The following is a 10,362-nucleotide window of genomic DNA, read 5'->3' as shown; positions in this document are numbered from 1 at the left end:
TGCCCAGCATTTCCAATGCTTATAGGCTCAAAGAACTGTTCAACGAGTTTTGGGACTTTAAGGACAAAGAAGAGGCTGCTGCATACCTTTCCTATTGGTGTGACCTTGTAAAAGAATCCAAGATATTCCCGTTCATGGAGGCGGCCAAAACCATACAGGCACATTGGTTCGGAATTGTAAGCTATACAGAAACCAATTTAAACAACGGAGTCCTCGAAGGCATTAATTCCAAAATACAGTTAGCCAAAAAAAGAGCCAGAGGGTACAGGAACATTGACAACTACATTAACATGATTTATTTCATTGCTGGGAAACTCAAATTCGACTACCCACTATATTCCACATAGAGCCGATTTTTTCTTTTTCCTCAAATAGTAAAAAATCGCTCGGTGAGTTAAAATTCGTAAACTCGTGTATTGGATTAACTGAGATTGTCTCCATTGAAATTAATTGAGGATTATTTTCAGAAACAAAACCCTGAACTCTTAGCTTATTTTGTTCCAAATTATTTATAAGATCAGGTAAGATTATTTTTGGGTAAAGCCCTGGAAACGGGTTAACTCTGCCTTCAAAAACTCCGACTGAAAGTCCATATCCTGCTTGTTCAATAAATTTTTTCAAAGTTTCTACGGTAATTAAAGGCGCATCACAACTTAAAATTAAAGCGTGGCTTGTCCGACAATTGGACAAAGCAGTATAAATGCCCCCTAAAGGACCTTTTTCTGCAATCAGATCACTGTAGACAGGCACTCCAAAGTCATGATAATCCATGTGATGACCTATAATCCCCAGCTCACATTCTAGTTGAGAAAGCACATCCAAAAGATGTTTAATCATAGGCTTTCCCCTAAATAGAACCAAACCTTTTTCTGTTCCCATTCTACTACTTTTGCCTCCAGCAAGGATAAAGATTGAAATGAGGTTTAATGAAGAATTGGCCATAGCTAGATTCTCACTCCAATGAATCGATTTTTAGAATTGGGTCTTAAGATAAACATCAGGTAGGCCCAATCTTGATTTGATTTTGCATTCACAATGCCAGAAATTTTAACAAATCGATCCTGTGCAAAAAAACGACTATATCCTGCCTGAATAGATACTGCCTCATTAAGAATTCTACCAAAAGAAACATCGAGCTCAGACCCAAAATATTTACCAATGTCCATCTCTAAGTTTTGGTGAGCCCAGAAAAAATGAAAATCTCCTTGAACCCAAGTTTTGGAATTCGTGTTGATTCTTCCTTTTAAATAGAGGTTTTGGATTCCTAAAGGAGGGGTAAGTACATTCGATACAAAAAAATAATCCATAAATCCATTGAAAAGATGATTGGTCCCATAGGACGGGGTGAAAGACCGATCTTTTGTATCTTCATTCTTTGTTCCACTTAGAATTTCAAATCCAGAAGAAAATGCCAGTTTCTTACCTTGAGCAGAGTCTAATAAAAACTCTCGTTTGAAATCAATTCCAAAATTCCAAGCAGACACCAATTTATCTAAAGTGTTTTTACCTGTTTGAAAATAGAGATATCCACTAGCCTTTAATTTTCGAGAATTACCCAATTGAAAATTAGAAACCCCAAATGTCTGTTTGAAAAACACCTGCCCTCCATTTTCCCGACCTTCATTCCAAAACAAAAGTGAATAAGCATTACCTCCTTTCAATTGCTCAAATCTAACAAATTGCGCTGTCTTGTATTGGTTGGGCTGCTCATATAAAGTCCCCGAAAAACTTTGAGATTGTTGGTTGAAAGCTGCTCCAAAATGAAGCTTAGAAGCATTCTTTTCGTATTTGAGCAAAGCGAGATCATGTGATCTTGCCTGAAAAGCCCAATCTACATTTCCAAGAAATCTAAAATTATCATAGTTTAACTCTTGTCTTCCAACCTTCAAAGATAAGTCTGGGTTGAAGTTCACCTGTGCCCAAGCTTCATGAACCGATAGGAAACTATCTGTGGTGTTCAATTGACTTGTACTTCCCCAAGTGCGAACATCTTGGACACTCATAAAAAAACTATAATCATTATGCAGGTAGGTAGCCTGAATTCGGGCTCTATGGGCTATAAAAAATGCAGGATTCCATCCATTCTCGATGATCTTGGCATATCCATTCCGATATTCCCCACGAGTAAAATATTGACCATCAAAAGAAAACTGAGCATGAGAACCCAAAATGAGTCCAAGGAAAATAAATAAGAAAATTGATATAAATTTCATAGGGCTGATGAAATTAACGATGCTCTATTTGGTCAGACAACTCTGGCGCATTACGATTCAAGATAGCTTTTACCACTCTTGACATCCACAAATAGCAAATAATCGATATTCCAAGCATCAGCATCCAGCTACTTGTCCAAAGACCTGAGCCTTCTAGTAAATATCCGAAGATAATAGGACAAAAAAAGCCTCCCATTCCTCCTATTACTCCGACCATGCCACCTACCACTCCTACTTCATTGGGAAAATAATCTGGAATAAATTTATAAACTGAGGCCTTTCCAATACCCCAGACTATTCCAATTATCATAGTTAAAACAGCAAAGACCCACATATTCGCCTCAAAATTGATTCGAGTAATTCCTTTGACAAGTAATTGCTTTTTTTCTACCGCATCCCCAGACTGCACAATTGCTTCTTGCCAAGATGATTTCTTTGGGAAAATAGGTGTTTTTTCAGATTCAAATTCCTCATTGGTAGTTTTAGGAGAAAAAGTGTACACTTTTCCGTTTTTCATTCGAATCTCATTGGCATCAACTTCTTCTACTATTCCTTTTTGGTTAGCATTTATGCCTTTACCTGGAGAAAAAATTTCCATTTTGGGAATCATCAGCAGCGCACTTATCGCGATAGACCACTTAAAAACCCCAAACATAACTCTTCTAGCACCAAACTTATCACTCATCCAGCCTCCAAGTGCACGAATTATTCCGGAAGGAAGACTGAATAATGAAGCAAAAAGGCCAGCTATTACTAAGCTTGTGCCGTACACATTAGTAAAGTAAGGCACAAGCCATTGGGAAAATGCGACAAAACATCCAAATACCAAAAAGTAATACAACCCAAATCTCCAGACTCGAATATTACCCAGTGGTTGGAGCGTTTGAGCGATAGTGCGGGTAGAACTGATTGGTTTTTTGTTTTTTGCAAATAGAGCAAAAAGCACAGCCATACCCACTAAAACAGCTGCATAAATGAGAGGAAGAATCTTCCATTGCTCGGGATTTTGTCCATTGGAAGTAAATGAATTCAATAAGCTTGGTGCCATTAATGTGGTTATGGCTGCACCGGCATTTCCAGCTCCAAAAATTCCCAAGGCCCTTCCTTGCCAGTGTTTGGGGTACCATACTGAAGTGTAACCAATACCCACAGCAAACCCAGCTCCAGCCAATCCAAATCCAAAACTCATAACTGCATACCAGGTAAAGGATTCTGTGAAACTAAGCAAAAACATTGGGATAGCAGTTAGCGCAAGAAGACTTACAAAAATCCATTTTCCTCCATATTTATCGGTCAAAATACCAAGAGGTAATCGCATCACCGAACCAGTCAATATGGGAATACCCAAAAGCCATCCTATCTGTACTTGACTCCAATCAAAGACACCATTATCGACCAAATAGGTCACCATGACTCCATTGAATGTCCAAGCAGCAAAACAAAGTGTAAATGCTAGGGTATTGAGAAATAAAATTCGGTGGGCACCTGAAGGAATTGCATTACTCATGATCCTTAGAATAGAATGGGATTTGGCTTTTACTTTCTTTTGGCTTTTTTTATGGGGTCAGGGAGATATCGCAATAACCAAACAGACGCTGCGGCAAAGATCAAAGATCCCACTGCTGTGGTAATAGCAAAGTTGAGATTTTCCTGAAGGGCATTGTTAAGTGCGCCAAAAAGAAACCAAATCTGAATTGTGACAAAAAGGATCAACAACATAATGATCGCTGTCATCAGTATATTCGTTTTATTGGGGTGTGCCTCGTTTTGAGATTGTCTAAAATCACTCATAGTTATATTTTTAGGCAGTTTGTGCTTTAACAAGTACTTGACCCTCTCGAATCACTACTTCCAACTGAGGAAGTGGTCTAGGAGGAGGCCCTTGAATTACATCTCCTGTCCGGGGATTGAAAAAGCCTTTATGACAGGGACATTCGATCTGACCTATATCATGACGGTACTTCACTGCGCAAGAAAGATGAGTACATTTTTGTTCAAATGCTCTCCATTCTCCATTGCCAAGATTAATCAAGAGATAAGGAATGGTTTTGGAACCTTCAATTTCAAATTGGAAAGATTCACCTTCCAAAACTTCCGACTCCATACATATAGGATGCTCGCCTACTAATGGCTTATCGGGAAAGGCAAGAGACTTGACTACTATAGCAGTATTCCCAACTGCCAGTGCACCAGAAAGTAAGGTTAGAAATTTAGCAAACTCTCTGCGAGAGACATGAGTAGCTTCTTTTTGCTCAATAGGGAAATCCTTCTTCCATTTGGGGATTTCTTGGTTAGGATCTTTGGACATAATGCTGGGAAATTTTATTCGTGAATTCTTAATTCAGTACTGCCCTTAGGCATCATAATATTTACTTTGGTATTGACTTCCTCCTGTCCAAAGAGAAATTTATTGACTGGAGTACTATTAGGGCGGAGCTTCTCTATTTCCTCACGAGTACCATAAAAGAGCGCCTGACTCGGGCATACAGTAGCGCACATAGGCTTTTTGCCTGCACTCGTCCGATCATAGCACATATTACATTTCATCATTAATTCCGCTTTCTCTTCTTTTTTAGGCACACCAAAAGGACATGCCAGTACACAGTTGGAGCATCCTATGCACCGAGAAGTATTGGCTGTATGAACTACCCCAAAGTCATCTTTAGTAATTGCATCTGCCGGACAAACATTAGCACAAACAGGGTCTTCACAGTGCATACAAACTTGTACGGTAGTCTGCACCGATACAGCACGCTCTACATAATGGATGTGAATCATACTTTCTTGGCCGTTGGTTTCACACTCAGCACAGGCCATTTCACAGGCATGACAGCCTATACAGCGCTGCATGTCGACGAAGAACTCCATTTGCTGATTGTATTGTGGGTTTTGCATGGTTAAAGGGTTTTAAGGTTAAAAACTCTGATAAGCTGTTTCTTTTACTTTTACTGAAGCCATTTTCCCGGTTGGAACCAATTGACAAGCACAGACCTTGAATTCAGGTATTTTACTGACGGGGTCAAGGGTACCAATAGTTAATTGGTTTGCGGAATGTATTCCTCCCCAATGGTAAGGGATAAAGACAGTATCTTCGCGTATCGTTTCGACTATTTGCGCAGGAAATGTAGCCTCTCCCCTACGCGTCTTTACAGTTACTTGATCACCATCTTTAATCCCATATTGATATGCAAGTTTAGGATGAATTTCTAAAAGTGGTTCGGGATATTGGTCAACAAGCTTTCCAATCCGTCTTGTTTGTGAGCCACTTAGGTATTGGGAGACTACCCGTCCTGTGGTCATCACTACAGGGTATTCTTTATCCACGACTTCGGATGGTTCACGATAAGGAACGGGATTGAAATGAGCCCTTTCATCAGGAGTTCTAAATTTTTTATCTTCCCAAAGCCTCGGAGTGCCAGGGTGATCTTCAGAGGGACATGGCCAGAAAACACCCATATTCTTCTCAATTTTCTCATAGGTAATCCCAAAATAGTCGGCGGTTCCACCTTTTGAGGCAACACGCAGTTCGTTAAAGATATCTTCTGCTTTGGAGTAGGCAAACTTGTCACCGGCACCAAGTCGCTTGGCCAAATCGATGATGATTTCCGAATCTCTTTTAGCCTCACCTGGAGGAGTCACTGCTTCGTTGATTTTTACGACTCGCCCCTCCGCGGTAGTCACCGTTCCTTCCTCCTCTTCGTGTAAGGAGCCGGGCAAAATTATATCTGCGTGTCGAGCTGTTTCGTTTAGGAAAAAGTCAATGGCTACATAATACTCTAATTTCTCTAAAGCTTCTTTTACAAAATTATTGTTAGGCAAAGACACCAAGGGGTTAAAACAAATGGTAATTAGGCCCTTGATTTCACCACGATGAATAGCCTCAATAATCTCGTAAGCTGAAAGCCCTTTACCAGGCATGTCCTTTTCATCAATCCCCCATACGTCTGCAATGTATTTCCGGTGTTCAGGGTTGGTGATGTCCCTGTTCCCCGGCAACTGATCACACTTATGTCCGTGCTCTCTACCACCTTGTCCATTACCTTGACCCGTGATGGTACCGTATCCACAGTAAGGTTTTCCTATACGCCCTGTGGCTAGGACAAGATTGATACAACTTAAAACATTGTCTACACCTTTAGAATGGTGCTCTATTCCTCTTGCATGCAAAAGAAAGCTGGTTTTGGCTTTACCCCACCATTCTGCAGCCTGCTGGATTTTGGCTGCAGGAACCCCGGTTTTTTCTTCAGCCCAAGCCAAATCATAATCCTTTACGGCATCAATGGATTCTTGGAAACCTGAGGTATAATTATCGATGAAATCGTGATCAAGCCAGTCATTATCCACTAAAATTTTTAACATCGCCCCAAAAAGTGCTGAGTCTCCGCCAGGTCTCACAGGTAAATGAAGATCCGCAGTACGAGCGATTGGCGTTACTCGAGGATCGATTACAATAAGTTTAGCTCCATTATCCCTAGCTTGCCAAATGTAATGCGTAAGTGTGGGGAAAGTTTCCGAAACATTTGTCCCAGCGATTATAATTACCTTCGCATGCTTTAAATCTTCCCAGGAATTGGAGATACGATCCAGACCAAAGGCTTTTTTATTTCCAGCCCCGGCACTTACCATACAAAGTCGACCGTTATAATCCAAATTAGCAGTTTTCAAGGCTACCCTTGCAAATTTCCCGATCATATAGCTTTTCTCATTGGTCAGAGAAACACCAGAAAGCATAGCAAAAGCATCTCTACCATGGGTAGTTTGGATTCGCTCAATTTCGCTCACCGTTTTACTCATCGCCTCTTCCCAAGAAGTCCTCTCAAAACCCTTTCCTTCCACTCGCTTGATGGGAGTTAATAGGCGATCAGGATGATTGTTTTGCAAGTATCGCTGTACCCCCTTGGGACAAAGACGGCCTTCATTGAATGGAAATTCCATCCAAGGCTCAAAGCCTGCAACTTTATTGTCCTTGACTTTGAGTTGAATACCACACTGCATACCACAAAAACAGCAGTGTGTTTTGACCAATTTATCAGGTTCATGAACTCCTTGAAAACCCGTCTTAGGGGTGTAGGCCTTGTGAGGTCCATATTGATCAATGATAGAATCTACTGAAGTAGGTAATTTTGCCATATTAAAATAGTTTTATCCGAAGAATGAACCTGATTTTTTTCTTGATTCAAAATGTGCTTTCGCTAATGCTGCCCTTTTACCTTCCGGACTCAAATCAAGGTGATTTTTACCGTCTTTCAGCGTAAAATCAAATCCCAACTCATTGGTAACTTTTTTCAAATCATTAATATGTAGCTGAGTGGCAAATTCTTCTTTGGTATGTGGACACAGAGCCATACCACGTTTTTTGCCTTCAAATTTGTAGAGATTAGCTCCTAACTGAGCAAGTCGTTGGAAAATGTGAAAAAATTTCCCAAACGGAATCCAAACTAAAAACAAAATTACAGTCACCGCATGAGTTACTGCCATGAATTGATAAGTTTTACCCTGGAGGAAAGTGTAATCATAAGAGATTCCTAAACCTGTAATTGATATTGCGATAAGCAAAACTAAGGGTAACCAATCTCCCTCAAATGTCTGTGTAGCGATCAAGCCCCCATCTGTCAAACGACGCTTCATCATCATCACTGCACCGATTGTCACCAGAACTGAGCACCAAACTAAAGCATGAAAAGCCATAAAAGCGATAAATGAACCTAGTTCAAATGAGCCCATCTCAAAACCAAAAACTTTGGCGTAGTAGAGGGTGTCATTGCCTGGCTTAAACTCGAAGTGAATCCAACCTAAGGTCAGAGGAATGGTTACCGCAAATGCTATCAAACAGCCTGTTGCAAGTAGAAAGTGACCTACCCAACGTGTCCGGCTTCTATGGTAAATAAATCTCTGAAAAAGAATATTTTGAAAAAAGAGCCTAATACTCCTCCATAGGTAAAATAGAAAATCTCTACTGAAAAGAAATTGCATACTCCGCCTCCAATAGAGTCGTGTAGGTGGACGCTGAAGCCAAACTGAATAGCGATAGGCAATACCAAAGACGGCAAATATAGTTCCTAAAAGGTAAGCTATTAATGCTGCATCAAAGTTTTGGAGATTTCTTGAACCTATGAAAACTAATAAAACCACCACTAATGCGGCTATAGTAGCTTTTAGAAGCGCTAGATTATTTAGGGTTTGAAAGAGTCTAAACATATAACTAATTTTTAACAGGGTTTTTCAGCACCTTTTCTGTGGTAGAAAAACCAGTTGATTCCGGTTGCAATAAGAAGAAATAAGGCTAAAAGCTGGAAAAATCCGTTGGCATTTCCAGTTGAACTCATAAAGGCACTGATGGCTAATGAAAATACAAAAGGGCCGTATGCCCCAATAGCCGCCGTCCATCCGATGACTCCAGAAGCATGAACAGGATTATGTTTAAAAATCACAGGAAACTGTTTAAATGTTGAGGCGTTACCGATTCCTGTGAAAAAGAATAGCAGCATCATGACTGAAATAAACATCCCTAGCTGTTCGATTCCGCTTGGCGTAAGTAAGTTAAGAAAAATAATCGCCAACGTACAAACAAAAAGACCAAGTCCTGAGATAGTAGTTAAAACAGCTCCCCCAGTTTTGTCGGCGACAAAGCCAAACAAAACTCGTGCTGCCGAACCTATCAATGGTCCATAAAAAGCATACTTCAGGGGATCTAAACTTGGGTCAAAAGGCCCATAAACAGACTTCAACAATAGCGGAAAAGCCGCCGATAGCCCAGCAAAAGTCCCAAAAGTCATAAAATAAATAACTGTACAATACCAAGTATGCTTGTCTTTGAAGATACCAAGTTGCTCCTTGAAACTAGATTTAATTGGAATACTTTTTAACATTACCCAACACAACACTCCCACTATAATAAGAAGTGGCGCATACCAGAAAGAAGCATTTTGAAGGTATATCTCACTTTGGACGTTCTCACCAATGGCATTTTTCTGAGAAAAAAGCTGTGGTGAGCCGTAAAAACCTATACCTAGAACAACCGGCGTCATAAACTGAGCAAGACTGACCCCGAAATTTCCAATTCCAGCTTGAATACCTAAAGCAGAACCTTTTAATCTGGAAGGAAAAAATAAATTAGTAGACGGCATAAAAGAAGAAAAATCACCTCCCCCAAATCCAGCCGTCAAAGCTAATACAACAAATACCCAATAAGGCGTATTTGGGTCCATGACTGCAAACCCAAAACCAATCACAGGGATCAATTTAATGAATGTTGAAATAGTGATCACATGTCTAGTTCCAAATATTGGAATCAAAAAAGTATGAATTATCCGTAATGTACCTGCCGCAAGTCCAGGCAAGGCTGCCAGCCAAAAAAGTTGATTTGAGGTAAAGTTGAATCCGATACCATCCAAGCGAGTGACAATAGCACTCACCATAAACCACGTTGCAAAAGAAAGAATCAGAGAAACTGTAGTAATAGTAAGCGTTCGCCAGGCAATGGATTTTCCTCGTTCATTCCAGAAAATCACATTTTCTGGCTCCCACTGCGAGAGCCAAGTTTTCATATTTTGAAAGATTAAAGGGTATAAATTTCCATAAAGATATCCCTCAAAATTTAGTCAAAACATGATTAAAATCAGTACTATAGTTGAATAAAATTACAAGATTTTAAAATTCTAATGAATTTGACATGGTTAAAAGACAACAAATAACATTTATACCACATCGATTGATTTTATAAATGATCCAAATTTTATTAGCTGAAGCTATTTCAAAAGCAGGTTTCTACTTAAAAAACCAAAAAACGAGGAATTTCAAACAGTCTTAATAAAAAATTACTGTCATCCGAGTAACTTTTTGAAGTTGGAAAATAGTGGGTTTCCAGGCTATTTAGGGTGATTTTTCTTTTTTTCTCAAAACACCCCCCTGCTCACTTTCAAAGATGTCCAATTGTATTATTTCCAGATTTCGTTCTTCTGCTACCAGGCAGTTGGTTTTTAGGATGGTCTGGAAGCAGACATAGGAGATCAAGTTGGCTCTGGCCATGGACACCAAGGTGGTGAACTGCTCGGCTTCTTTGATCCGCTTGTGAATCACGGTGAATATTAGATTGGCAATTAATACCATCCAAACCTGTGTTTTGATCCCTTCCTGGCTGTCCGAGAAA

The 10,362-nt window shown here is 39.9% G+C and carries 10 protein-coding genes and 1 pseudogene; 1 reads left to right on the top strand and 10 read right to left on the bottom strand.

Annotated elements, in window-relative coordinates:
* The coding region (locus tag BLQ57_RS20120) for a transposase (RefSeq protein WP_139162823.1) at nt 1-347 on the top strand (347 nt) is incomplete at its 5' end.
* Here the strand turns inward: BLQ57_RS20120 and mobA are convergent.
* The 10 genes and pseudogenes from mobA to BLQ57_RS20070 form a co-directional block, all read right to left on the bottom strand.
* Nucleotides 316-942, bottom strand: coding sequence for a molybdenum cofactor guanylyltransferase (gene mobA / locus BLQ57_RS20115; protein ID WP_087941409.1), 627 nt, complete (start codon nt 940-942; stop codon nt 316-318). The two genes, BLQ57_RS20120 and mobA, sit on opposite strands and share 32 nt — an antisense overlap.
* A gap of 2 nt (nt 943-944) precedes the next feature.
* The gene (locus tag BLQ57_RS20110; protein ID WP_087941408.1) at nt 945-2,213 is read right to left on the bottom strand and encodes an alginate export family protein; all 1,269 of its coding nucleotides are present in this window, start codon (nt 2,211-2,213) and stop codon (nt 945-947) included.
* Between the two features lie 13 nt (nt 2,214-2,226).
* Entirely contained in the window at nt 2,227-3,720 is a 1,494-nt protein-coding gene (locus BLQ57_RS20105; protein WP_087941407.1) for an MFS transporter, read from the bottom strand.
* Nucleotides 3,721-3,749: 29 nt separating this feature from the next.
* The gene (locus BLQ57_RS20100) at nt 3,750-4,004 is read right to left on the bottom strand and encodes a DUF6755 family protein (protein ID WP_087941406.1); all 255 of its coding nucleotides are present in this window, start codon (nt 4,002-4,004) and stop codon (nt 3,750-3,752) included.
* Nucleotides 4,005-4,014: 10 nt separating this feature from the next.
* Nucleotides 4,015-4,521, bottom strand: coding sequence for a QcrA and Rieske domain-containing protein (locus tag BLQ57_RS20095; protein ID WP_087941405.1), 507 nt, complete (start codon nt 4,519-4,521; stop codon nt 4,015-4,017).
* A 14-nt stretch (nt 4,522-4,535) separates the two neighbouring features.
* A complete protein-coding gene (locus tag BLQ57_RS20090) occupies nt 4,536-5,108 on the bottom strand; it encodes a 4Fe-4S dicluster domain-containing protein (protein ID WP_087941404.1) in 573 nt (190 codons plus the stop codon).
* 18 nt (nt 5,109-5,126) lie between these two features.
* The gene (locus BLQ57_RS20085; protein WP_087941403.1) at nt 5,127-7,343 is read right to left on the bottom strand and encodes a molybdopterin oxidoreductase family protein; all 2,217 of its coding nucleotides are present in this window, start codon (nt 7,341-7,343) and stop codon (nt 5,127-5,129) included.
* Nucleotides 7,344-7,355: 12 nt separating this feature from the next.
* Nucleotides 7,356-8,411, bottom strand: a complete 1,056-nt coding sequence (locus BLQ57_RS20080; protein ID WP_087941402.1) for an MFS transporter — start codon at nt 8,409-8,411, stop codon at nt 7,356-7,358.
* Between the two features lie 11 nt (nt 8,412-8,422).
* Nucleotides 8,423-9,760: an MFS transporter gene (locus BLQ57_RS20075; RefSeq protein ID WP_087941401.1), complete on the bottom strand. Its 1,338-nt coding sequence runs from the start codon at nt 9,758-9,760 to the stop codon at nt 8,423-8,425.
* A gap of 325 nt (nt 9,761-10,085) precedes the next feature.
* A pseudogene (locus BLQ57_RS20070) lies at nt 10,086-10,362 on the bottom strand (hypothetical protein); the annotation flags it as partial.

Source organism: Algoriphagus faecimaris, assembly GCF_900101705.1.
Taxonomy (GTDB): Bacteria; Bacteroidota; Bacteroidia; order Cytophagales; family Cyclobacteriaceae; genus Algoriphagus; species Algoriphagus faecimaris.
Note: the sequence above shows the minus strand (reverse complement) of the source record. Positions and strands in the feature narration are given on the sequence as shown.